The organism is Streptomyces coeruleorubidus, assembly GCF_028885415.1.
Lineage (GTDB): Bacteria > Actinomycetota > Actinomycetes > Streptomycetales > Streptomycetaceae > Streptomyces > Streptomyces coeruleorubidus_A.
In genome coordinates, this window is record NZ_CP118527.1 from 1,765,767 (window position 1) to 1,787,712 (window position 21,946).

The following is a 21,946-nucleotide window of genomic DNA, read 5'->3' on the forward strand; positions in this document are numbered from 1 at the left end:
TCCTTTCAACGCCGGTTCGAGAGGCTTGTTCATGGCCGACCACGCAACCCACGACGCCCAGGCTCGGGCCAGCCTGCACTTGCTGGTGCGGGACATCGAGCGGGTCCGCCGGCAGGTGGACGCACTTCGCACACTCACCGCCCAATTGGGCAACGTCTACCGCCCGCGCCGCTCCGGCCCCTCCACGGGCTTCGTCGTCTACGGACGCGCCCCCGCCCCGACCGTACGTCTCGCCCAAGAGCTGCGGGACAGTGTCGAGACCCTGGTCACGGCGGCCGTGGACTTCGACCGCTCACTCGGCTTCTCGTGGGACGCGGTGGGCTCCGCACTCGGAGTCACCAAACAGGCGGTCCACCGCCGTTACGGCGCACGCCGCGCCGCGGCCCAGTCGGCCACGGCCGAAGCAGAGCGCACACCGGAGCCGTCGGGCTCCCGCACGGTCGGTGTGAACACAGGCCTCCCCACCGTCCCGACGGTCCCGGCGGCCCGCTCCATGCCCACCCAGCCGACGGCGGGCAGCCCGGCACTCCGCGACGAGGCCAGGCCGACGGCCTTCCCCGGCCCGCGCAACGGCTGATCCGCCCCTGCCCCCTGCCCTGCCCTCCCGGAACACCTCCGGGAGGGCAGCGACGTATCCGGACGCTGCCCCGGCACAGTGACGTGGTCGCAGGACGCTACGGACGCTGCCGTGCCGGAGTGCGCGATCCGGTCACCGGTCTGAAGGACAGCCGCTCCACCGACGCTGCCCCACCGCCTCCCGGCAACGGCTCACCCGATGTCCGCCGGATCGATCCGCACCCAGACCCCACTCCCGCTGCCACTTCCCCGAGCCATCCGCGCGGCCTGCGCGGCCTTCAGCGCGGCGGCCAGCGCGGCGCCCTTCCCCGGCGGCACCCGGATCAGCGCCCGCTCCCACTGCTCTCCGGGCGGCGGCGCCCCCGCCCGCCGCGGTCGGCCCGCGGCGAGGACGGGCAACGGCACCGGCCCCAGCACCTCGGCCTCCGGCGGCAGTTCGGCCGCACGAAGAAACTCGGCCACCGCTTCCGCCGGCCCCGACACGGCCGCCATCCGCGACACCGGTGGAAAACCCAGCTCGGCCCGCTCGGCGAGTTCCCGCACCGCGTGACCGACGGGGTCCCACCGTACGAGCGCCTGGACGGGCCGCAGCGTCGGCTCGGCCACGACCACCACCGTGCCGCCGGCCGGCTGCGGCCGGACGAGCGACCCGGCCGCGATCCACCGCCGCAGCGCGTCCTCCCCGGCCCGCAGATCGGGCCGCCCGAGCATGGCCCACCCGTCCAGCAGCAGCGCCGCCGCATAGCCGCCCTCGGCGACGGGCTCGGCCCCCGGCGTGCTCACCACCAGCGCGGGCGCCCCCGGCACCGTGTCGAGCACGTGTTCACGACCCGAGGTCCGCACCGGGACGGCGGGGAAGGCCCGTCCGAGCTCCTCGGCGGTCCGCCGCGCGCCCACCACAGAGGCGCGCAGCCGGAAGGCACCGCACTCCGGGCAGTGCCAGCCGCTCTCCTCACGGCCGCACCACCCGCAGCACAACGCACCGCCATCCCGTGTTTCCAGCGGCCCTGAGCACTGACGGCACCGCGCGGGCGCCCGGCAGTTGGCGCACGCCATGCGCGGCACGTACCCCCGCCGGGGCACCTGCACCAGCACCGGACCGTGCCGCAGGCCGTCCCTGACGACCTGCCAGGCGAGGGTGGGCAGCCGGGCGGCGCGGGCGGCCTCGTCCCGGGCGAGGTCCCCGTCCCCGACGGTGCGGACGAGCGGAGCGGTGGCGCGCACCTGGTCACGCCCGGCGACCAGCGGGCGGGCCCACCCGCTCTCGACGAGCTGCGCGGCCTCCACCGTGCAGCCCCAGCTGCCCAGCAGGAAGCCGCACTTGTCCTGGGCGGCCCGCAGCAGCAGCACCTCACGCGCGTGGGGTTGCGGGGCGTGCTGCTCGCTGTGGCTGTCGTCCCCGTCGTCCCAGATGGCGACCAGCCCGAGGTCCTTCACCGGCGCGAACATCGCGGCCCGGGTCCCGATCACGGCCCGTACGGAGCCCCGCCGGACCGCGAGCCACTGCGCGTACCGCTTCTCGGGACCCGCGTCGGCGGTCAGTACCGCATGCCGCCCCTCCCCCAGCAGGGCGGTCAGGGCGGCGTCGACCCGCGCGACCGCACGCCCGTCGGGCAGGACGGCGAGGGCCCCGCGGCCGGAGGCCAGCGTCGCCACGGCGGCCCGGGCCAGTTCCTCGCTCCACTCCGGGCCGGGCAGCGCGTTCCACACGGCCCGTGGCGCACCGCCGGAGGCCAGCGACTCCACGAAGGCCGTTCCCCGCTCGTACCGCTGCCAGGAGCCCGCCTCCGGCGCCGGGGGCGGCGGCAGCGACGCGGGTGAGGGGCGCTGCTCGGCCCGGGCGTTGCGCGGCGGTACGGCGAGTTGCAGGACGTCGGCGAGGCTGCCCGCGTACCGGTCGGCGACCGCCCGGGCCAAGCCCAGCAGTTCCTCGCTCAGCACCCGCTCGGGCGACACCACCTGGGCGAGGGCGGCCAGCGGCCCGGAGTAGTCGGACTCGGCCAGCCGCTCGACGAGGAACCCGTCGATCAGCCCGCCGCCCTCGCGCCGCCCTTCCCGCACCCGGTGCCGCCCGGCCCCGAACCGCACCCGCACCCGCACGCCCGGCTGGGCCTGCTCGTCCAGTTCCTCGGGCACGGCGTAGTCGAAGTACCGGTCGAGGTGGAGCACGCCCTTGTCGACGAGCACCCGCGCCACGGGCAGCTCCTTGGCGAGCGCGGCCCCCCGCCAGGTCCGCGGCTTGGCTCGGGGCGTCCTGGCCTGGCGCACACTCTCCCGGATGAGCGCGAGCTGCTCGGGCGGCGCACCCTCCGCGCCGCCGCCCGCCTGTTCGTTCTCGCTGCTCACGCTTGCATTCTTACCAAACGCCACTGACATCCGACGGCGCCCGAGTACCCGTCGCCCGCGCACCGGACGCACGACGAGGCCCGGCGCCCCGAAGGGTGCCGGGCCTCGCGAGGTACCGCGGCGGCGTCGGGCCTACGGCCCCGCCGTCTTCCGGGGACTTACAGCCCCACGGCCTTGCGCAGGGCTTCCACGCGGTCCGTCCGCTCCCAGGTGAACTCGGGAAGCTCGCGGCCGAAGTGGCCGTACGCCGCCGTCTGGGAGTAGATCGGGCGGAGCAGGTCGAGGTCGCGGATGATGGCGGCCGGACGGAGGTCGAAGACCTCGTCGATCGCCTTCTCGATCTTCGCCGTGTCGATCTTGGCGGTGCCGAAGGTCTCGACGAACAGACCGACCGGCTCGGCCTTGCCGATGGCGTACGCCACCTGGACCTCGCAGCGGGTGGCGAGACCCGCGGCGACCACGTTCTTCGCGACCCAGCGCATCGCGTACGCCGCGGAGCGGTCGACCTTGGAGGGGTCCTTGCCGGAGAAGGCGCCGCCGCCGTGGCGGGCCATGCCGCCGTAAGTGTCGATGATGATCTTGCGGCCGGTCAGGCCGGCGTCACCCATCGGGCCGCCGATCTCGAAGCGGCCGGTGGGGTTGACCAGGAGGCGGTAGTTCTCCGTGTCGAGCTTGATGCCCTCGTCCAGCAGCGCCTTCAGCTCCGGCTCGACGACGAACTCCTTGATGTCCGGAGCCAGGAGCGAGTCCAGGTCGATGTCGGAGGCGTGCTGGGAGGAGACCACGACGGTGTCCAGGCGGACCGCCTTGTCGCCGTCGTACTCGATGGTGACCTGCGTCTTGCCGTCCGGGCGCAGGTAGGGGATCGTGCCGTTCTTGCGCACGTCGGACAGGCGCTTCGACAGGCGGTGCGCCAGGAAGATCGGCAGGGGCATCAGCGTCGGCGTCTCGTCCGTCGCGTAGCCGAACATCAGGCCCTGGTCGCCTGCGCCCTGCTTGTCGAGCTCGTCCTCGTCGCCCTCGACACGGGACTCGTAAGCCGTGTCCACGCCTTGGGCGATGTCCGGGGACTGGGCGCCGATCGACACCGAGACGCCGCAGGAGGCGCCGTCGAAGCCCTTCTTCGAGGAGTCGTAGCCGATTTCGAGGATCTTGCTCCGGACCAGCGTCGCGATGTCCGCGTACGTCTTGGTCGTGACCTCGCCGGCCACGTGCACCAGGCCGGTCGTGATCAGGGTTTCGACGGCGACCCGGGAAGTCGGGTCCTCGCGGAGCAGCGCGTCGAGAATGGTGTCGCTGATCTGGTCAGCGATCTTGTCGGGGTGACCCTCGGTCACAGACTCCGAGGTGAACAGGCGACGGGACACAACGCTCCCTGGGGTTGCAGCGGCTGCTGGCTGTCAATGGCGGACGGCGGGGGCTGCACCCGGCGCCGTCCGTGGAACAGTTTATCGGTCACGCTTCGGCCACGGTCCCCCTGTCTCGACACTCGGAAGTGCTGTGACCTGCGGCACGGGCATTCTGCCCAATGCCGAGCTGCGTTGGCCAGAGGCGCCACGCCCCGATCGACCGGGTTTCACGCGGGCGCAGGGTGACTGAAACATCAGCGAAGGCGCTCGACCACCAGGTCCCATATGGTTTCGGCCAGGGCTTCTTTGGGGCCGTGCGGCACCGCGGTCTCGCTGCCGTCGGCGCCGAGGACGACGGCCTCGTTCTCCTCGGAACCGAAGGTTCTGCTCTCCCCGACCTCGTTCACCACCAGCAGATCGCAGCCCTTGCGCTTCAGTTTGGCACGGCCGTTGGCGAGCACGTCGTCGGTCTCCGCCGCGAAGCCGACGATCACTCGTCCGGGGCGCGCGCGGTCGGCGGAGATCTCCGCGAGGATGTCCGGATTCCGCACCAGGGTGATCGGCTCCGGCTCCTGGTCGTCCTTCTTCTTGATCTTCCCGGCCGCGTACACCGCCGGGCGGAAGTCCGCCACCGCCGCCGCCATCACCACCGCGTCGGCGTCGGCGGAGGCCTTCAGCACCGCCTCGCGCAGCTGCACGGCGGTGCCGACGGGGACGACGTCCACGCCGGCCGGGTCGGGCAGGGCGCTGTTGGCCGCGATCAGTGTGACGCGGGCGCCGCGGGCGGCCGCGGTGCGGGCGAGGGCGTAGCCCTGCTTGCCGGAGGAGCGGTTGCCGAGGAACCGGACGGGGTCCAGGGGCTCGCGGGTGCCGCCGGCGCTGACCACGACATGCCGGCCCTTCAGGTCGGGCTCGGTCACGCTCCGGGCCAGTACCCGGCGGCAGACCTCGAAGATCTCGCCCGGGTCGGGCAGCCGGCCCTTGCCGGTGTCGACGCCGGTGAGGCGGCCCACGGCCGGTTCGATGACGAGGGCGCCGCGGCGGCGCAGCGTCGCCACGTTCTCCTGGGTGGCCGGGTGCTCCCACATCTCCGTGTGCATGGCGGGGGCGAAGACGACCGGGCAGCGGGCGGTGAGGAGGGTGTTGGTGAGGAGGTCGTCGGCGAGGCCGTGGGCCGCCTTGGCGAGCACGTCGGCGGTGGCGGGGGCGACGACGACCAGGTCGGCGTGCTGTCCGATGCGGACGTGCGGGACCTCGTGCACGTCGTCCCAGACCTCGGTGGAGACCGGGTTTCCGGAGAGCGCGGACCAGGTGGCGGCGCCGACGAAGTGCAGGGCGGAGGCGGTGGGCACCACGCGCACGTCATGGCCCGACTCCGTCAGCCGCCGCAGCAGCTCACAGGCCTTGTACGCGGCGATGCCGCCACTGACCCCCAGAACGACCTTCGGCTTGTCCACGTCTCTCCCCGGACCTCGGCAACCGGCACAACGTACGACTCCATGACACACCACAGGCCCGGCAGTCGGCCTGCCGGGCCTGTGGAAAAGTCAGCGTCAAGCTGCAAATAGTACTTACTGCGCCGGGCCCTCGACGGCCTCGGACGTCAGCAGCCCCGCGTTGATCTCGCGGAGGGCGATCGAGAGCGGCTTCTCGTGGACGTGGGTGTCGACGAGGGGACCGACGTACTCGAGGAGACCCTCGCCGAGCTGCGAGTAGTACGCGTTGATCTGGCGGGCCCGCTTGGCCGCGTAGATCACGAGGCTGTACTTCGAGTCGGTGGCCTCGAGGAGCTCGTCGATCGGCGGGTTGATGATGCCCTCGGGCGCGGAGATGGAAGAGGACACGCTCTACCTTCCGATGGATGGGAAAGATTCTGTCGCGGTGATCAGCGAGACCCGGAAACGATCAGCGATGGTCACACGACGTCCACCAAGGCTAGCAGCTCGCGAGCCACGTCCTCGACGGAGGTGTTGACCAGGGTCGTATCGAACTCGGGCTCGGCCGCCAGCTCGGTCTTCGCCGCCTGAAGCCGCCGCTCGATCACCTCGGGCGGTTCGGTGCCCCGCCCGGTGAGTCTGCGCACCAGCTCCTCCCAGGAGGGAGGAGCCAGGAACACCAGCCGGGCCTCGGGCATCGACTCCCGGACCAGACGGGCGCCCTGGAGGTCGATCTCGAGGAGTACGGGCTCGCCCTTCTCAAGGCGCTCCTGCACGGCCCCACGCGGCGTGCCGTAGCGGTTGCCGGCGAACTCGGCCCACTCCAGCAGTTCGCCGTTGGCGATCAGCTTGTCCATCTCGTCGTCGGTGACGAAGAAGTAGTGGACTCCGTGCTTCTCGCCGGGGCGGGGCTTGCGGGTCGTCGCCGACACCGAGAGCCAGACCTCGGGATGTTCCTTGCGCATATGGGCGACGACCGTGCTCTTGCCGACCCCGGAGGGGCCGGAGAGCACGGTCAGCCGCGGACGTTCACTCATGCAGCGATTATCCAGCAATCCCGGAGTGCCCGGGACTCGCTTCCCCGGAGTGCCCGGTTCAGGAGCCGGTGCTGCCGAACTCGCGCTCCAGGGAGGCGATCTGGTTGGAACCGAGGCCGCGCACACGACGGCTCTCGGAGATACCGAGTCGCTCCATGATCTGCTTGGCGCGGACCTTGCCCACGCCCGGGAGGGACTCGAGGAGGGCGGAGACCTTCATCTTGCCGATGACGTCGTTCTCCTGACCCTGCTTGATGACCTCGTGAAGGGAGGCGCCGGAGTGCTTGAGTCGATTCTTGACCTCGGCCCGCTCCCGGCGAGCCGCGGCGGCCTTTTCGAGCGCGGCTGCGCGCTGTTCAGGGGTAAGGGGCGGAAGAGCCACGCCTACGTCACCTCGGATGTCGAACTGTCGGATACGGACCGGTGAGGAACCTAGTCGCCCCACACCTGGGGAGCTACGAGCAACACGCTTCGCCCGTTCACTCTCGTCGGAGACTAGCGGGCAAGTCCGCCAGAGTCAGCGAGAACAGCGGAAAAGTCCTGGTCAGCCTTCATCTGAACGGACATTTAGGACATACTGCCCCGGATTTGAGGATGTATTCAGACTCAAGCACGCCCCGCACCACTCATCGGAGGACTCCCGAAGAGATCAGGAGGAGGTCAGGAGGGGGTCAGGGTGTGACGGATCTCCTCCGCGAAGCGCTCCGCGGCGTCACGCAGCGCGACCACGTCGGGACCGTGGCGTAGCACTCCCCGGCTGACGTTCGGCACAACGTTGCGCACCGCCGCCCCGAAGACCCGGGGAAGGTCGGCCGGCGTGGCCCCCTGGGCACCGATGCCGGGCGCGAGGAGCGGGCCGTTGATGTCCAGGTCGTACGACGACAGGTCACCGAGGGTCGCGCCGACGACCGCGCCGAAGGACCCCAGGGGCTCCTCCCCCGCGTTCTCGGCGGACAGGTGCGCGAGCATGGTCGCTCCGATGTTCCGGCCGTCGGAGCGCACCGCGTGCTGGACCTCGCCGCCCTCCGGGTTGGAGGTCAGCGCCAGCACGAACAGTCCGGCGCCGCTCTCCCGGGCCAGCGCGACGGCCGGGCCGAGCGAGCCGTAGCCGAGGTAGGGCGAGACGGTCAGGGCATCGGAGAACAGCGGCGCGTCCGCGTGCAGGAAGGACTCGGCGTACGCGGCCATGGTCGAGCCGATGTCGCCGCGCTTGGCATCCATCACGACCAGCGCACCCGCGGCCCGCGCCTCGGCCACCGACTTCTCCAGGACGGCGACGCCGCGCGAGCCGAACCGCTCGAAGAACGCGCTCTGCGGCTTGAGCACGGCGACCCGGTCGGCCAGTGCCTCGACGACCGTGCGGCTGAACCGCTCCAGGCCCGCGACGTCGTCGTCGAGACCCCATTCGGCGAGCAGGGAGGCGTGCGGGTCGATGCCGACGCAGAGCGGACCGCGCTCGTCCATGGCGCGGCGCAGGCGCGCGCCGAAGGGTTCGAGACCACTCATGCCGTCTTCCTCACGTCGGCGCCCACCGCGTCGGCGAGCGTGGCGTACGGGCTGGTGCGCAGGCGCGCGGCGAGCCCCTTGTGGAGGTCGCGAGCGTAAAACGGCCCCTCGTAGATGAAGGCGCTGTAGCCCTGGACCAGCGTGGCACCGGCCAGGATGCGCTGCCAGGCGTCCTCGGCGTTCTCGACGCCGCCGACGCCCACCAGGGTGATCCGGTCGCCCACGCGCGCGTAGAGGCGGCGCAGGACCTCCAGGGAGCGTTCCTTCAGGGGCGCCCCGGACAGGCCGCCGGTCTCCTTGACCAGGGAGGGGTCGGACTTCAGGCCGAGGCCTTCGCGCGCGATGGTGGTGTTCGTGGCGATGATCCCGTCCAGGCCGAGTTCCACGGCGAGGTCGGCGACTGCGTCGATGTCCTCGTCGGCGAGGTCCGGCGCGATCTTGACCAGGAGCGGGACACGCCGCGCGGAGACCGTGCGGTCGGCGGCCTCGCGGACGGCGCTCAGCAGGGGGCGCAGTGCCTCAGTGGCCTGGAGGTTGCGCAGCCCGGGCGTGTTCGGGGAGGAGACGTTGACCACGAGGTAGTCGGCGTAGGGCGCCAGCCGCCCGGCGGACTTCACGTAGTCCGCGACGGCCTCCTCCTCCGGTACGACCTTGGTCTTGCCGATGTTGACGCCGACGACGGTCTTGAAGACGGGCGTGCGGGAGGCCAGGCGGGCTGCGACGCGGAGCGATCCGTCGTTGTTGAAGCCCATGCGGTTGATCAGCGCCCGGTCCTTGACCAGCCGGAACAGCCGCTGCTTGGGATTGCCGGGCTGCGGCTCGCCGGTGACCGTGCCGATCTCGACGTGGTCGAAGCCGAGCATCGCCATGCCGTCGATGCCGACGGCGTTCTTGTCGAAGCCCGCGGCGAGCCCGAAGGGGCCGTGCATGCGCAGCCCGAAGGCCTCCGTGCGCAGCTCCTTGTGGCGGGGCGCGAGGGCGGCCGCGAGGAAGGTGCGCAGGACGGGGACGCGGGTGGCCAGCCGGATCCAGCGGAAGGCGAGGTGGTGGGCCTGCTCCGGGTCCATCCGCTTGAAGAGCAGACTGAAAAAGATCTTGTACATGGTGTCCTCACGAAGACATGGACGTCCTCACGAAGAGGGGGACACCGTTTCCGGTGTCCCCCTCTTCGGCTGCTAGTCGCGGGCCGCGGTCAGGTGTTCCGCGTGTTCCTGGAGCGATCGGACGCTCACGTCGCCGCGGTTGAGGGCGTCGATGCCCTGGACCGCCGCCGCGAGCGCCTGGACCGTCGTCAGGCAGGGCACGGAGCGTGCCACGGCCGCCGTACGGATGTCGTAGCCGTCGAGGCGGCCGCCGGTGCCGTACGGGGTGTTGACGATGAGGTCGACCTCGCCGTCGTGGATGAGCTGGACGATGGTCTTCTCGCCGTTCGGGCCGGGGCCCTCGGACTGCTTGCGCACGATCGTGGCGTTGATGCCGTTGCGCTTGAGGACCTCGGCCGTGCCGGAGGTGGCCAGCAGCTCGAAGCCGTGGGCGACCAGCTCGCGGGCCGGGAAGATCATCGAGCGCTTGTCGCGGTTGGCGACCGAGATGAAGGCGCGGCCCTTGGTGGGCAGCGGGCCGTAGGCGCCCGCCTGCGACTTGGCGTACGCCGTGCCGAAGACGGAGTCGATGCCCATGACCTCGCCGGTGGAGCGCATCTCCGGGCCGAGGACCGTGTCGACGCCGCGGCCGTGGATGTCGCGGAAGCGGGACCACGGCATGACGGCCTCCTTGACGGAGATCGGCGCGTCGAACGGCAGCTCGCCGCCGTCGCCACTGGCCGGCAGCAGGCCCTCGGCGCGCAGCTCGGCGATGGTCGCGCCCAGCGAGATCCGGGCGGCGGCCTTGGCCAGCGGCACCGCGGTCGCCTTCGAGGTGAAGGGGACGGTCCGCGAGGCGCGCGGGTTGGCCTCCAGGACGTAGAGGATGTCGCCCGCGAGCGCGAACTGGATGTTGATCAGGCCGCGTACCCCGACGCCCTTCGCGATGCCCTCCGTGGAGGCGCGCAGGCGCTTGATGTCGAAGCCGCCGAGCGTGATCGGGGGCAGGGCGCACGCCGAGTCGCCGGAGTGGATGCCGGCCTCCTCGATGTGCTCCATGACGCCGCCGAGGTACAGCTCCTCGCCGTCGTAGAGCGCGTCGACGTCGATCTCGATCGCGTCGTCCAGGAACCGGTCCACGAGGACCGGACGGGACGGGCTGATCTCCGTCGACTCGGCGATGTACGCCTCCAGTCGGGTCTCGTCGTAGACGATCTCCATGCCGCGTCCGCCGAGGACGTACGACGGGCGGACCAGGACCGGGTAGCCGATCTCGTCGGCGATGGCCTTGGCCTCGGCGAAGGTGGTGGCGGTGCCGTGCTTGGGGGCCGGGAGGCCGGCCTCCTTCAGGACCCGGCCGAAGGCGCCGCGGTCCTCGGCGGCGTGGATGGCCTCCGGGGAGGTGCCGACGATGGGCACGCCGTTGTCCTTGAGCGCCTGCGACAGGCCCAGCGGGGTCTGGCCGCCGAGCTGGACGACGACGCCCGCGACCGGGCCGGCCTGCTGCTCGGCGTGGACGATCTCCAGCACGTCCTCGAGCGTCAGCGGCTCGAAGTACAGGCGGTCGGAGGTGTCGTAGTCCGTGGAGACGGTCTCCGGGTTGCAGTTGACCATCACGGTCTCGTACCCGGCGTCGCTCAGCGCGAAGGAGGCGTGGACGCAGGAGTAGTCGAACTCGATGCCCTGGCCGATGCGGTTCGGGCCGGAGCCCAGGATGATGACGGCGGCCTTCTCGCGGGGCGCGACCTCGGTCTCCTCGTCGTAGGAGGAGTAGAAGTACGGCGTCTTCGCGGCGAACTCGGCGGCGCAGGTGTCGACCGTCTTGTAGACCGGGCGGATGCCGAGCGCGTGCCGGACCTCGCGGACGACGTCCTCGCGCAGGCCGCGGATCTCGCCGATCTGCGAGTCGGAGAAGCCGTGCCGCTTGGCCTCGGCGAGCAGGTCGGGCGTGAGCTCGTCGGCGGCCGCGAGCTCGTCCGCGATCTCCTTGATCAGGAAGAGCTGGTCGACGAACCAGGGGTCGATCTTCGTGTACTCGAAGACCTCTTCGGGTGTGGCGCCCGCGCGGATGGCCTGCATGACGGTGTTGATGCGGCCGTCGGTGGGGCGGACCGCCTCGCGCAGCAGCTCGTCCTTGTTTCCGGCGGAGCCGGGTTCGCCGACGAAGGTGAACTGGCTGCCCTTCTTCTCCAGCGAGCGCAGGGCCTTCTGGAAGGCCTCGGTGAAGTTGCGGCCGATGGCCATGGCCTCGCCGACCGACTTCATGGTGGTCGTGAGGGTGGAGTCGGCGCTCGGGAACTTCTCGAAGGCGAAGCGCGGGGCCTTCACGACCACGTAGTCGAGCGTCGGCTCGAAGGAGGCGGGCGTCTCCTGCGTGATGTCGTTCGGGATCTCGTCCAGCGTGTAGCCGACGGCGAGCTTGGCGGCGATCTTGGCGATCGGGAAGCCGGTCGCCTTGGAGGCGAGCGCCGAGGAGCGGGACACGCGCGGGTTCATCTCGATGACGATGACGCGGCCGTCCTCGGGATTGACCGCGAACTGGATGTTGCAGCCGCCGGTGTCGACGCCGACCTCGCGGATGACGGCGATGCCGATGTCGCGGAGGGTCTGGTACTCGCGGTCGGTGAGGGTCATCGCCGGGGCGACGGTGATCGAGTCACCCGTGTGCACGCCCATGGGGTCGAAGTTCTCGATGGAGCAGACGACCACGACGTTGTCGTGCTTGTCGCGCATCAGCTCCAGCTCGTACTCCTTCCAGCCGAGGATGGACTCTTCCAGGAGCACCTCGGTGGTCGGCGAGAGCGTCAGGCCCTGGCCGGCGATGCGGCGCAGCTCCTCCTCGTCGTGGGCGAAGCCGGAGCCGGCGCCGCCCATGGTGAAGGACGGGCGGACGACGACCGGGTAGCCGCCGAGTTCCTCGACGCCCTTGAGGACGTCGTCCATGGAGTGGCAGATGTAGGACCGGGCGGACTCGCCGTGGCCGATCTTCTTGCGGACCTCCTCCACGACCTCCTTGAACTGGTCGCGGTCCTCGCCCTTGTGGATCGCCTCGACGTTGGCGCCGATCAGCTCGACGCCGTACTTGTTCAGGACGCCGTTCTCGTGCAGCGAGATCGCGGTGTTGAGGGCCGTCTGGCCACCCAGGGTGGGCAGCAGCGCGTCGGGCCGCTCCTTGGCGATGATCTTCTCGACGAACTCGGGGGTGATGGGCTCGACGTAGGTGGCGTCGGCGATCTCCGGGTCGGTCATGATCGTCGCCGGGTTGGAGTTCACCAGGACGACCCTGAGGCCCTCGGCCTTCAGGACGCGGCACGCCTGCGTGCCGGAGTAGTCGAACTCGGCGGCCTGGCCGATGACGATCGGGCCGGAGCCGATGACCAGGACGGACTGGATATCGGTGCGCTTAGGCACGCTGGCCCTCCATCAGGGATACGAAGCGGTCGAACAGGTAGGCGGCGTCGTGCGGGCCGGCTGCCGCTTCGGGGTGGTACTGGACGCTGAAGGCGGGGCGGTCGAGGAGCTGGAGCCCCTCCACCACGTTGTCGTTCAGGCAGACGTGCGACACCTCGGCGCGGCCGAACGGGGTCTCGGAGACCTGGTCGAGCGGGGCGTCGACGGCGAAGCCGTGGTTGTGCGCGGTGACCTCGACCTTGCCGGTCGTGCGGTCCTGCACCGGCTGGTTGATGCCGCGGTGGCCGTACTTCAGCTTGTAGGTGCCGAAGCCGAGCGCGCGGCCCAGGATCTGGTTGCCGAAGCAGATGCCGAACAGCGGGGTGCCGCGCTCCAGGACGCCCCGCATGACGGAGACGGGGTGGTCGGCGGTGGCCGGGTCGCCCGGGCCGTTGGAGAAGAACACGCCGTCCGGGTTCACCGCGTAGACGTCCTCGACGGTCGCGGTCGCCGGGAGCACGTGCACCTCGATGCCGCGCTCGGCCATGCGGTGCGGGGTCATGCCCTTGATGCCGAGGTCGACGGCGGCGACGGTGAACTTCTTCTCGCCGATGGCCGGGACGACGTACGGCTCGGTGGTGGCGACCTCGGCGGAGAGGTTCGCGCCCTTCATCTGCGGGGCTTCCTGCACGCGCGCGAGGAGTGCGCTGTCGTCCTTGACCGCGTCGCCGCTGAAGATGCCGACGCGCATCGCGCCGCGCTCGCGCAGGTGGCGGGTGAGGGCGCGGGTGTCGATGCCGGAGATGCCGACGACGCCCTGCGCCGCCAGTTCCTCGTCCAGCGAGCGGCGGGAGCGCCAGTTGGACGGCACGCGCGCGGGGTCGCGCACGACGTACCCGGAGACCCAGATGCGCTTGGACTCCATGTCCTCGTCGTTGACGCCGGTGTTGCCGACGTGCGGTGCGGTCATCACCACGACCTGGCGGTGGTACGAGGGGTCGGTGAGGGTCTCCTGGTAGCCGGTCATGCCGGTGGAGAACACCGCTTCGCCGAAGGTCTCCCCCACGGCCCCGTAGGCACGGCCGCGGAAGACCCGGCCGTCCTCCAGGACGAGTACGGCGGGAGTTTTGGCGGCTCCCCTGGTGGAGGTGGTCATCGTTCGGCGCCTTCCCTGCTGTTCGTTTCGATCATGGAGTTGATGGCCTCGACCCACTCGTTGTGCTCGGCCGCGTGGTCGGAGCGGAAGCCGGAGTCGATCAGCCGGTCGCCGTGCTCCCAGGTGACGACGAGGAGGCCGCCCTCGGTGAGCACCTTGCCGGCGATGCCCTTGTCGAGCCGGGCCTCGCGCAGCTGTGCGGCCGGGACGAAGAAGTCGCTCGCCCCGGGGCGTACGACGTCCAGTCCGGCGTCCGTGAGCGTGAGCTCGGCGCGGCTGCGGGTGCCCAGACCGTGCGCGACGATGCGGTCGAGCCACTGTCCGGCGGTGGTGGAGCCGTGGTAGCGGCCGCTCGTCGTCAGGCGCGCCGGGCCCGTCTCGTCCGGGGTCGTGGGCAGCTCGGGCAGGTCGCCCTGGAGCGTGCCGCGCCACTTCCAGCCCTCGCGCATCAGCCAGTAGACGAGCGCGACGAACAGGGCGAGGCCGACGACCCAGCCGATGCGGGCGGCCCAGTCGGTCACTTGCGCCGATTCCTTCTCGGCGGCGAGCCAGAGTACAGGTGTCACGTGAGCTTCCCGTCGACGAGCGTGGCCCTGCCCCGCAGCCACGTGTGCGTCACACGGCCCGGCAGCTCACGGCCCTCGTAGGGGGTGTTGCGGCTGCGCGAGGCGAAGCCCGCGGGTTCCACGAGCCCACGGTATGCCGTGTCGACGAGGGTGAGGTTGGCGGGCTCACCTGCCGAGACGGGACGGCCGTGGCCCGTGGCCTGTCCGATCTGCGCGGGCTTGAAGGACATCCGGTCGGCGACGCCGGCCCAGTCCAGCAGGCCCGTGTCGACCATGGTCTCCTGCACCACTGACAACGCGGTCTCCAGGCCGACCATGCCCATGGCGGCCGCGGCCCACTCGCAGTCCTTGTCCTCGTGCGGGTGCGGGGCGTGGTCGGTGGCGACGATGTCGATCGTGCCGTCGGCGAGCGCCTCGCGAAGGGCCATCACGTCGCGCTCGGTGCGCAGCGGCGGGTTGACCTTGTAGACGGGGTTGTACGTGCGGACCAGCTCGTCGGTGAGGAGGAGATGGTGCGGGGTGACCTCGGCGGTGACGGCGATGCCGCGGGACTTGGCCCAGCGGACGATCTCGACGGACCCGGCGGTCGACAGGTGGCAGATGTGGACGCGGGAGCCGACGTGGTCGGCGAGCAGGACATCCCGGGCGATGATCGATTCTTCGGCCACCGCGGGCCAGCCCCCGAGCCCCAGCTCGGCGGAGACGACGCCCTCGTTCATCTCGGCGCCCTCGGTCAGCCGCGGCTCCTGCGCGTGCTGCGCGACGACACCGCCGAAGGCCTTCACGTACTCCAGGGCGCGGCGCATGATCACGGCGTCGTGGACGCACTTGCCGTCGTCGGAGAAGACGGTGACCCCGGCGGCCGACTCGTGCATGGCGCCCAGTTCGGCGAGTTTCCTGCCCTCCAGGCCGACGGTGACGGCACCGATCGGCTGGACGTCGCAGTAGCCGTGCTCCTTGCCGAGCCGCCAGACCTGCTCGACGACACCGGCGGTGTCGGCGACCGGGAAGGTGTTGGCCATGGCGAAGACGGTGGTGTAGCCGCCGGAGGCCGCGGCGCGGGTACCGGTGAGGACGGTCTCGGAGTCCTCGCGGCCCGGCTCGCGCAGATGCGTGTGCAGGTCGACCAGGCCCGGCAGCAGCACCTTGCCCTCGGCCTCGACGACCTCGGCGCCCTCGGCGGACAGCCCGCTGCCGACCTCCGCGATCGTCCCGCCGTCGATCAGCACGTCCTGCGGCTCCCCGCCCAGCACCTTCGCACCACGGATCAGGATCTTGCTCATCTGTCTTACTTCTCCTCGGTACGGGTGTGGGTGACGGCGGGTTCGTTTCCGCCCAGCAGCAGGTACAGGACGGCCATCCGGATGGAGACTCCGTTCGCGACCTGCTCGACGACGGTGCAGCGGTCGGAGTCGGCGACCTCGGCGGTGATCTCCATGCCGCGGACCATCGGGCCTGGGTGCATCACGACGGCGTGCTCGGGCATCCGCGCCATGCGGTCGCCGTCGAGTCCGTAGCGCCGGGAGTACTCGCGCTCGGTCGGGAAGAAGGCGGCGTTCATGCGCTCGCGCTGGACGCGCAGCATCATCACGGCGTCGGACTTGGGCAGCGTGCTGTCGAGGTCGTACGACACCTCGCAGGGCCAGGTCTCGATGCCGACGGGCACCAGGGTCGGCGGGGCGACGAGGGTGACCTCGGCGCCGAGGGTGTGCAGCAGGTCGACGTTGGAGCGGGCGACCCGGCTGTGCAGGACGTCGCCGACGATGGTGATGCGCTTGCCTTCGAGGTCCTGGCCGATCCCGGCGTCCGGGCCGATCAGACGGCGGCGCATGGTGAAGGCGTCCAGCAGGGCCTGGGTGGGGTGCTGGTGGGTGCCGTCGCCGGCGTTGACGACGACCGCGTCGATCCAGCCGGAGTTCGCCAGCCGGTACGGGGCTCCTGAGGCACCGTGCCGGATGACCACGGCGTCGACGCCCATGGCCTCCAGCGTCTGGGCGGTGTCCTTCAGGGACTCGCCCTTGGACACGCTCGAACCCTTGGCGGAGAAGTTGATGACGTCCGCGGAGAGCCGCTTCTCGGCGGCCTCGAAGGAGATCCGGGTCCGGGTGGAGTCCTCGAAGAAGAGGTTGACGATCGTGCGGCCGCGCAGGGTCGGCAGCTTCTTGATCGGCCGGTCGGCGACCCGGGCCATCTCCTCGGCGGTGTCGAGGATCAGGACGGCGTCGTCGCGGGTGAGGTCGGCGGCCGAGATGAGATGACGCTGCATCTGTCAGGCTCCGTAAGGCAGTTCAAACTGGAGAAATGGGGCAGACGGGCGCGCGAGGGGCGCACTGAGCCGGCGTACGACAGCGGCGTACGCCCGAGGCGCTACTGGGCGGTCTGCTTGGCACCGAGCAGCACGGTGTCGCGACCGTCCTCCTCGGCGAGCTGGACCTTGACCGTCTCCCGCAACGACGTGGGGAGGTTCTTGCCGACGTAGTCGGCGCGGATGGGCAGTTCGCGGTGACCGCGGTCGACGAGGACCGCGAGCTGCACCGCGCGGGGGCGCCCGATGTCGTTCAGGGCGTCGAGGGCGGCGCGGATGGTGCGGCCGGAGAAGAGGACGTCGTCGACGAGGACGACCAGCTTGCCGTCGATGCCGTCGCCGGGGATGTCGGTGCGGGCCAGGGCACGCGGCGGGTGCATGCGCAGGTCGTCGCGGTACATGGTGATGTCGAGCGAGCCGCACGGAACCTTGCGCTCGGTGATCTGCTCGAGCTTGTCGGCGATCCGCCGGGCGAGGAAGACGCCCCGGGTCGGAATGCCGAGGAGCACCACGTCGTCGGCACCCTTTGCGCGTTCGACGATCTCGTGGGCGATGCGGGTCAGTACCCGCGCGATGTCGGGCCCTTCGAGAACGGGCCGGGCATCGGACTGCGAGTCGTGCGTGTCCATACGAAACGGACCTCCTTCTCCGCCTCACGGGACGGACCTTAAAGGACGTCGGGATTGCGCCATCCACGGTAGCAGGCCCTCACTGTCGCCCGGACGGCCCCCTCGGATCACCCACTCGGCCTAACCGAGTGCCGATACCACGGAAGAGTCGGTGCGGACCATTCGGCTTGACGCGGCAGAGTAACGCTGCGTAACCTCACAGTGAGTTACCAGCCGCGCGGCCTGGCACCCACGCCAGACGCGTCGACACAGTGCCGGGGAGCTATATGTCCAGCGAATACGCCAAACAGCTCGGGGCCAAGCTCCGGGCGATCCGCACCCAGCAGGGCCTTTCCCTCCACGGTGTCGAGGAGAAGTCCCAGGGACGCTGGAAGGCGGTCGTGGTCGGTTCGTACGAGCGCGGCGACCGCGCCGTGACCGTGCAGCGCCTTGCCGAGCTGGCGGATTTCTACGGCGTTCCGGTGCAGGAGCTGCTCCCGGGCACCACCCCGGGCGGCGCCGCCGAGCCGCCGCCGAAGCTGGTCCTGGACCTGGAGCGGCTGGCCACGGTGCCGGCCGAGAAGGCGGGCCCCCTGCAGCGCTACGCGGCCACGATCCAGTCGCAGCGCGGTGACTACAACGGCAAGGTGCTCTCGATCCGCCAGGACGACCTGCGCACACTCGCCGTCATCTACGACCAGTCGCCTTCGGTCCTCACCGAGCAGCTGATCAGCTGGGGCGTCCTGGACGCGGACGCGCGTCGCGCGGTGGCCACCCACGAGGAGGGCTGACCGCTCCGGGGGGGGGACAGCAGAAACGTGCCGCCGGGGTGGCCGAAACCATATGGTTTCGGCCACCCCGGCGGCGTTCTGAGGGCCTGGCAGCCCTCGAACGTACGGGAATGCCGGAGGGCCCGCAGCGTGGACGCTGCGGGCCCTCCGGCGTTCCGTCTCTCAGACCTCGTCGCGGCGGAGCGAGGGCTTGAGCTCCTTCAGCCGTCCGAGCAGGCCGTTCACGAACGAGGGCGACTCGTCCGTGGAGAACTCCTTCGCCAGCTGCACCATCTCGTCGAGGACGACGGCGTCCGGGGTCTCGTCGACCCAGATCAGCTCATAGGCACCGAGCCTCAGGATGTTGCGGTCGACGACCGGCATCCTGTCGAGCGTCCAGCCGACCGAGTACTGGGCGATCAGCTCGTCGATGCGCTTCGCGTGCTGCGCGTAGCCCTCGACCAGCTCCATCGTGTACTCGCTCACCGGCGGCTGCCGGGTGTCGGCCCGGGAGAGCCGGACCCAGTCGGCGAGGACGGTCAGGACCTCGGCGCCGCGCTGGTCGCCCTCGAAGAGGATCTGGAAGGCGCGCTTGCGGGCCGTGTTGCGGGCAGCCACGGTTAGCTGTTCACCCGGCCGAGGTAGTCGCTGGTGCGGGTGTCGACCTTGATCTTCTCACCGGTGGTGATGAAGAGCGGGACCTGGATCTGGTGGCCGGTCTCCAGCGTGGCGGGCTTGGTGCCGCCGGTGGAGCGGTCGCCCTGGACGCCCGGCTCGGTCTCCTGGACGCTCAGCTCGACGGCGGCCGGCAGCTCGACGAAGAGCACCTCGCCCTCGTGCTGGGCGACCGTGGCCGTGAAGCCCTCGACGAGGAAGTTGGCGGCGTCGCCGACGGCCTTGCGGTCGACCATGAGCTGGTCGTAGGTCTCCATGTCCATGAAGACGAAGTAGTCGCCGTCCATGTAGGAGAACTGCATGTCGCGCTTGTCGACGGTGGCCGTTTCGACCTTGACGCCGGCGTTGAAGGTCTTGTCGACGACCTTGCCGGAGAGCACGTTCTTGAGCTTGGTGCGCACGAAGGCCGGGCCCTTGCCGGGCTTGACGTGCTGGAACTCGACGACGGACCAGAGCTGGCCGCCTTCGAGCTTGAGCACCATGCCGTTCTTGAGGTCGTTCGTGGAAGCCACGGTTGCGGAATCTCCTGGACTGACGTACGACCCCGGGGCACGCACCTGCCTACAGGGCGAGCAGCTCCTTGGTCGTGATGGTGAGTAGCTCGGGTCCGCCATCCGCCTCGGGGCGGACGACGAGCGTGTCATCGATCCGGACACCGCCCCGTCCCGGGAGGTGGATCCCAGGTTCGACGGTGACCGGCACGCAAGCGTCCAGTTTACCCATGGCCGCGGGACTCATTTGAGGGTCCTCATCGATTTCGAGCCCCACACCGTGTCCGGTCAGGGCCGTGAGGCCCTCCGTGTACCCCGCGGAGTCCAGGACCTGGCGGGCGGCGCGGTCGACGTCCCGGCAGGCGGCGCCGGGTACCAGGCTCTCACGTCCGGCGCGCTGCGCCGCGAAGACCAGGTCGTACAGCTCGATCTGCCAGTCCGCGGGAGCGGTGCCGATGACGAACGTCCGGCCGATCTCGCAGCGGTAGCCGCGGTACGTCGCGCCGAGGCAGACGGAGAGGAAGTCGCCCTCCTCGACGCGCCGGTCGGTGGGCCGGTGCCCGGGGCGCCCGGCGTTCGGCCCCGTGGCGACGGAGGTGGGAAAGGCCGGGCCGTCGGCTCCATGATCCACGAGGCGTCTTTCGAGCTCCAGGGCGAGATGGCGCTCGGTCCGCCCGACGAGGATGGACTCCAGCAGTTCGCCGAGGGCCTGGTCGGTGATCTCGGCGCCGATGCGGAGGCAGGAGATCTCCTCCTCGTCCTTGACGACCCTGAGCTGCTCCACGGCGCCGCCGAGGTTGGCCAGGCGCAGCCGGGGGGCGACCGAGCCGAGGGCGCGGTGCCGGGCCACGGTGAGGTGGTGCTCCTCCACGGCGAGGGAGTCGGCGCCCTGGCCCGCGGCGAGGCCTGCGGCCGCGACGGCCGGGTCGCCGCCGCCGACACCGGGCAGGGTCTGTACGCGCAGGGCCTCGTCGGGGCGCTCCTGCGTGGGGCGGTCGGCTGTCGGTCCGGCACACACCAGGAGGTCCTGGTCCTCGGTCTTGCCCAGCAGCAGAACGGCGCCGTGCGGGGCGGCGCCCGCGAGATAGAGCACATTGGCGGGGCGGGAGACCAGCGCCGCCGCGCTGCCGCCCGCGTTGCAGTATTCCCTCAGACGCGTCCGGCGGGCCGCGTACACCTCTGACATGACCCGAGCCTACGAGCGGCGGGGGGATGTCGCCGGTCGGGAGGGCCGAGTGGGGGTCGCCTGCGACGGCTGGGGGTACGCCTGCGCGGGGGTGGCCGGCTGGGCGGTGCGCCTGCGCGCTGGGCGGGGCGGTGCACCTGCGCGGGTGCGGTGGGATTGGGCAGTGCGTCCGCGCGCGGGTGCGGTGGGGGTGCGCGCCTTCGCCTACGGGCCGGGGGTGGGGCGGGGACGCGGGTGCGGCTGCATCCCGGCCGGAGCTGCGGGCAGTCGTGCCTCCCCCAGTGCCTTAAGGGCCTGGGAGGTGCCCCCAGGGCGGCACGGGTGGGCGATGGGGGTACCCCCTGCTCGAGCGAAGCCGAGAGCTTGGGGGAGGCACCCCGCTCCGCCGGGCTGCGGACCCATCCGGCCTCAGCAACAACGCCGAGCACCCTCAGCACCGGGCCACCGACCCCCCGCCGCCTACCACTGCGGCGGACTCGCGATAGACCTGGCCAGCACATCGTCCAGCACCCGCGCCGTCTCCGGGACATCCAGCTGCGAGTTGTCGATGATCGGCAGACCGGACCCGTACCACCCGGCCATCCGCCCATGGATACGGGCGACCTCCTCGTCCGTCAGCCGCCGATTGCCCGTGCGCTGCGCGTTGCGTTCCAGGACGATGTCCAGTCCGGGAAGGAGGACGACCGGCAGCAGGCCCGGCCCGACGTGCCGCTTCCAGCCGCCGAGGCCGACGACGGGACGGTCAGGAAAGACCGCGTCGTCGAGGATGCAGGAGATGCCGTTGGCCAGGAAGTTCCGCGCGGCGAAGCCACAGGTGCGGCGGGCGAGGCGGTACTGCGCCTCGGAGTTGTCGTTCCACCCGGACTGGGGGTCGGCGAAGCCCGAGCGGACCCACTCCCGTACGTCGTCGAGGCTGATGTGCGCCGTGGGGACCCGGCGATGGTCCGCCCAGTACTTGGCGACGCTGGTCTTCCCGGCACCCGCGGGCCCGATCAGCAGCACGGCAAGCGTCGTACCGGCCGGGTCGGGGACCGCCGTCGCGTGCGGCGCGCTGGGCATGGCGACTGGGCCGCCGGGCGGCAGCGGCACATGGCCGGTGGTGTCCGGCACCGGAGGGACGGAGGCCTGTGGCGGGGGCGAGGCCGACCCGGGCGGGGGCGCGGGATAACCGGGCGCCGGGGGCGGCGGGGGCACTGGCGCGGAGCCCTGGTGCGCACCCGGGTGGTGCGGACCCGGGTGGTGTGCGGCCGGCGAAGGGCCGACGGCCGGTCCGTGCCCCGGCTGGTGGGGCGGCGGCAGCGGAGAACCCACTGCGTGCTGCATCCGGTGCCACTCCGTCTCGTACAGGCGATGGGCGCTGACAGCGGGGGCGAAACCCCGCTGCTACCGAACGGTACCGCCCCCGGCCAGTGTTGTGTGAACGGCCGGGGGCGGTCCGAAGTGCCCGGCCCCGTAAGGCGATTCCGG

The 21,946-nt window shown here is 71.1% G+C and carries 20 protein-coding genes; 2 read left to right on the forward strand and 18 right to left on the reverse strand.

The window, feature by feature from the left end:
* Positions 1 to 31 precede the first annotated feature (31 nt).
* Complete coding sequence (locus PV963_RS08220; protein ID WP_274814986.1) at positions 32 to 577, forward strand: hypothetical protein; 546 nt, start codon at positions 32 to 34, stop codon at positions 575 to 577.
* Positions 578 to 768: 191 nt separating this feature from the next.
* Here the strand turns inward: PV963_RS08220 and PV963_RS08225 are convergent, their stop codons facing one another.
* The 14 genes from PV963_RS08225 to pyrR all read right to left on the reverse strand — a co-directional run bounded on the left by PV963_RS08225 (position 769) and on the right by pyrR (position 17,378).
* The gene (locus PV963_RS08225; protein ID WP_274814987.1) at positions 769 to 2,922 is read right to left on the reverse strand and encodes a primosomal protein N'; all 2,154 of its coding nucleotides are present in this window, start codon (positions 2,920 to 2,922) and stop codon (positions 769 to 771) included.
* A gap of 158 nt (positions 2,923 to 3,080) precedes the next feature.
* Positions 3,081 to 4,289 (reverse strand): methionine adenosyltransferase, encoded by a 1,209-nt coding sequence (gene metK, locus PV963_RS08230; protein WP_274814988.1) that lies wholly within the window; start codon positions 4,287 to 4,289, stop codon positions 3,081 to 3,083.
* A 236-nt stretch (positions 4,290 to 4,525) separates the two neighbouring features.
* Positions 4,526 to 5,728, reverse strand: a complete 1,203-nt coding sequence (gene coaBC / locus PV963_RS08235) for a bifunctional phosphopantothenoylcysteine decarboxylase/phosphopantothenate--cysteine ligase CoaBC (RefSeq protein ID WP_274814989.1) — start codon at positions 5,726 to 5,728, stop codon at positions 4,526 to 4,528.
* A gap of 114 nt (positions 5,729 to 5,842) precedes the next feature.
* Positions 5,843 to 6,115: a DNA-directed RNA polymerase subunit omega gene (gene rpoZ, locus PV963_RS08240; RefSeq protein ID WP_003988945.1), complete on the reverse strand. Its 273-nt coding sequence runs from the start codon at positions 6,113 to 6,115 to the stop codon at positions 5,843 to 5,845.
* A 71-nt stretch (positions 6,116 to 6,186) separates the two neighbouring features.
* Positions 6,187 to 6,744, reverse strand: coding sequence for a guanylate kinase (gene gmk / locus PV963_RS08245; protein WP_274814990.1), 558 nt, complete (start codon positions 6,742 to 6,744; stop codon positions 6,187 to 6,189).
* Between the two features lie 58 nt (positions 6,745 to 6,802).
* Positions 6,803 to 7,126: an integration host factor gene (locus PV963_RS08250; protein ID WP_003977346.1), complete on the reverse strand. Its 324-nt coding sequence runs from the start codon at positions 7,124 to 7,126 to the stop codon at positions 6,803 to 6,805.
* Between the two features lie 278 nt (positions 7,127 to 7,404).
* Positions 7,405 to 8,250, reverse strand: coding sequence for an orotidine-5'-phosphate decarboxylase (pyrF, locus tag PV963_RS08255; protein ID WP_274814991.1), 846 nt, complete (start codon positions 8,248 to 8,250; stop codon positions 7,405 to 7,407).
* Entirely contained in the window at positions 8,247 to 9,353 is a 1,107-nt protein-coding gene (locus PV963_RS08260) for a quinone-dependent dihydroorotate dehydrogenase (RefSeq protein ID WP_274814992.1), read from the reverse strand. The genes pyrF and PV963_RS08260 overlap by 4 nt, the downstream gene beginning before the upstream one ends.
* A 72-nt stretch (positions 9,354 to 9,425) precedes the next feature.
* Positions 9,426 to 12,743 (reverse strand): carbamoyl-phosphate synthase large subunit, encoded by a 3,318-nt coding sequence (gene carB, locus PV963_RS08265; RefSeq protein ID WP_274814993.1) that lies wholly within the window; start codon positions 12,741 to 12,743, stop codon positions 9,426 to 9,428.
* Positions 12,736 to 13,878, reverse strand: coding sequence for a glutamine-hydrolyzing carbamoyl-phosphate synthase small subunit (gene carA / locus PV963_RS08270; protein ID WP_274814994.1), 1,143 nt, complete (start codon positions 13,876 to 13,878; stop codon positions 12,736 to 12,738). Before carA ends, carB begins: the two co-directional genes overlap by 8 nt.
* A complete protein-coding gene (locus tag PV963_RS08275) occupies positions 13,875 to 14,444 on the reverse strand; it encodes a hypothetical protein (RefSeq protein ID WP_274814995.1) in 570 nt (189 codons plus the stop codon). Before PV963_RS08275 ends, carA begins: the two co-directional genes overlap by 4 nt.
* Positions 14,441 to 15,727 carry a dihydroorotase gene (locus tag PV963_RS08280; protein ID WP_274814996.1) on the reverse strand — a complete coding sequence of 429 codons (1,287 nt, stop codon included), beginning with the start codon at positions 15,725 to 15,727 and terminating at the stop codon, positions 14,441 to 14,443. The genes PV963_RS08275 and PV963_RS08280 overlap by 4 nt, the downstream gene beginning before the upstream one ends.
* 5 nt (positions 15,728 to 15,732) lie before the next feature.
* A complete protein-coding gene (locus PV963_RS08285) occupies positions 15,733 to 16,710 on the reverse strand; it encodes an aspartate carbamoyltransferase catalytic subunit (RefSeq protein WP_184981682.1) in 978 nt (325 codons plus the stop codon).
* Positions 16,711 to 16,811: 101 nt separating this feature from the next.
* Entirely contained in the window at positions 16,812 to 17,378 is a 567-nt protein-coding gene (pyrR, locus tag PV963_RS08290; protein ID WP_274814997.1) for a bifunctional pyr operon transcriptional regulator/uracil phosphoribosyltransferase PyrR, read from the reverse strand.
* Between the two features lie 266 nt (positions 17,379 to 17,644).
* On the opposite strand from pyrR, the gene bldD reads away from it, so the two are divergent.
* A complete protein-coding gene (gene bldD, locus PV963_RS08295) occupies positions 17,645 to 18,148 on the forward strand; it encodes a transcriptional regulator BldD (RefSeq protein WP_010046440.1) in 504 nt (167 codons plus the stop codon).
* Positions 18,149 to 18,310: 162 nt separating this feature from the next.
* On the opposite strand, the gene nusB is transcribed toward bldD, so the two are convergent.
* The 4 genes from nusB to PV963_RS08315 all read right to left on the reverse strand — a co-directional run bounded on the left by nusB (position 18,311) and on the right by PV963_RS08315 (position 21,802).
* A complete protein-coding gene (gene nusB / locus PV963_RS08300) occupies positions 18,311 to 18,745 on the reverse strand; it encodes a transcription antitermination factor NusB (protein WP_274814998.1) in 435 nt (144 codons plus the stop codon).
* 2 nt (positions 18,746 to 18,747) lie between these two features.
* The gene (efp, locus tag PV963_RS08305) at positions 18,748 to 19,314 is read right to left on the reverse strand and encodes an elongation factor P (RefSeq protein ID WP_274814999.1); all 567 of its coding nucleotides are present in this window, start codon (positions 19,312 to 19,314) and stop codon (positions 18,748 to 18,750) included.
* 49 nt (positions 19,315 to 19,363) lie between these two features.
* On the reverse strand, positions 19,364 to 20,479 hold the full coding sequence (locus PV963_RS08310) for an aminopeptidase P family protein (RefSeq protein ID WP_274815000.1): 1,116 nt from the start codon (positions 20,477 to 20,479) through the stop codon (positions 19,364 to 19,366).
* A gap of 459 nt (positions 20,480 to 20,938) precedes the next feature.
* Positions 20,939 to 21,802, reverse strand: a complete 864-nt coding sequence (locus tag PV963_RS08315; RefSeq protein WP_274815001.1) for a Pro-rich N-terminal domain-containing protein — start codon at positions 21,800 to 21,802, stop codon at positions 20,939 to 20,941.
* Positions 21,803 to 21,946: the final 144 nt, after the last annotated feature.

Bases quoted from the DNA above. Each gene is read 5' to 3' on its own strand.
- gmk (WP_274814990.1), bottom strand. From the start codon at position 6,744: ATGAGTGAACGTCCGCGGCTGACCGTGCTCTCCGGCCCCTCCGGGGTC.
- PV963_RS08310 (WP_274815000.1), bottom strand. From the start codon at position 20,479: ATGTCAGAGGTGTACGCGGCCCGCCGGACGCGTCTGAGGGAATACTGC.
- PV963_RS08260 (WP_274814992.1), bottom strand. From the start codon at position 9,353: ATGTACAAGATCTTTTTCAGTCTGCTCTTCAAGCGGATGGACCCGGAG.
- pyrF (WP_274814991.1), bottom strand. From the start codon at position 8,250: ATGAGTGGTCTCGAACCCTTCGGCGCGCGCCTGCGCCGCGCCATGGAC.
- PV963_RS08220 (WP_274814986.1), top strand. From the start codon at position 32: ATGGCCGACCACGCAACCCACGACGCCCAGGCTCGGGCCAGCCTGCAC.
- PV963_RS08315 (WP_274815001.1), bottom strand. From the start codon at position 21,802: ATGCAGCACGCAGTGGGTTCTCCGCTGCCGCCGCCCCACCAGCCGGGG.
- pyrR (WP_274814997.1), bottom strand. From the start codon at position 17,378: ATGGACACGCACGACTCGCAGTCCGATGCCCGGCCCGTTCTCGAAGGG.
- PV963_RS08280 (WP_274814996.1), bottom strand. From the start codon at position 15,727: ATGAGCAAGATCCTGATCCGTGGTGCGAAGGTGCTGGGCGGGGAGCCG.
- carA (WP_274814994.1), bottom strand. From the start codon at position 13,878: ATGACCACCTCCACCAGGGGAGCCGCCAAAACTCCCGCCGTACTCGTC.
- bldD (WP_010046440.1), top strand. From the start codon at position 17,645: ATGTCCAGCGAATACGCCAAACAGCTCGGGGCCAAGCTCCGGGCGATC.
- PV963_RS08285 (WP_184981682.1), bottom strand. From the start codon at position 16,710: ATGCAGCGTCATCTCATCTCGGCCGCCGACCTCACCCGCGACGACGCC.